Source organism: Hydrogenophaga atypica (assembly GCF_042665215.1).
In the GTDB taxonomy this organism is placed as follows: Bacteria; Pseudomonadota; Gammaproteobacteria; order Burkholderiales; family Burkholderiaceae_C; genus Hydrogenophaga; species Hydrogenophaga defluvii_A.
Genome location: NZ_JBHTCA010000086.1, coordinates 1 through 557 on the forward strand (window position 1 = coordinate 1; position 557 = coordinate 557).

Annotated in this window: 1 pseudogene; it reads right to left on the reverse strand. The window is 60.3% G+C overall.

Annotated features, from left to right (window positions below):
- Positions 1-8: 8 nt before the first annotated feature.
- A pseudogene (locus tag ACFQPB_RS23895) lies at positions 9-557 on the reverse strand (IS5 family transposase); the annotation flags it as partial.

The following is a 557-nucleotide window of genomic DNA, read 5'->3' on the forward strand; positions in this document are numbered from 1 at the left end:
CTTAGAATCTATCCGTAAATTATGTTGACACTCAAAGGCACCTTGCGAAACGCGATGATCGCCGCCGCGAGATGGTTGAGTGCGAGGAAGCTGCGCTCGAGCTTCTCGTAGCGCACGAGCAGTTTTCGGAAACGGTTGAACCAGCTATGGCAAACCTCAACAACCCAGCGCCTGGCCTTCTTCTCCGGGGTGCGCCTCTTGATTGCTGCCTCCGTTCGGCGACTGACGACGTGAGGGATGTAGCCGTGGCCCTCGATGGTGCGCAGATGCTCGGCGCCACGGTAGCCTGCGTCGGCGCAAAGGTGTTTGTTTCGCCTGTGGGGTGGATTCTTGCGTTTGATGACAACGGCGCTGAGCACCGCATCAAGCCTCTTGCAGTCGTGGACGTTGGCCCCGCTCACGACGAGCGACAACGGGACGCCACGGCCGTCCACCAGCAGGTGGCGTTTGCTTCCCTTTTTTCCCCCGGTCCGTCGGGTTCGGGCCGACAGCTTCTTGTGCCAAGGGTGCCTTCATCATCGCGCCATCGACGCTTTGCCATCGCCACGCGATGCCTT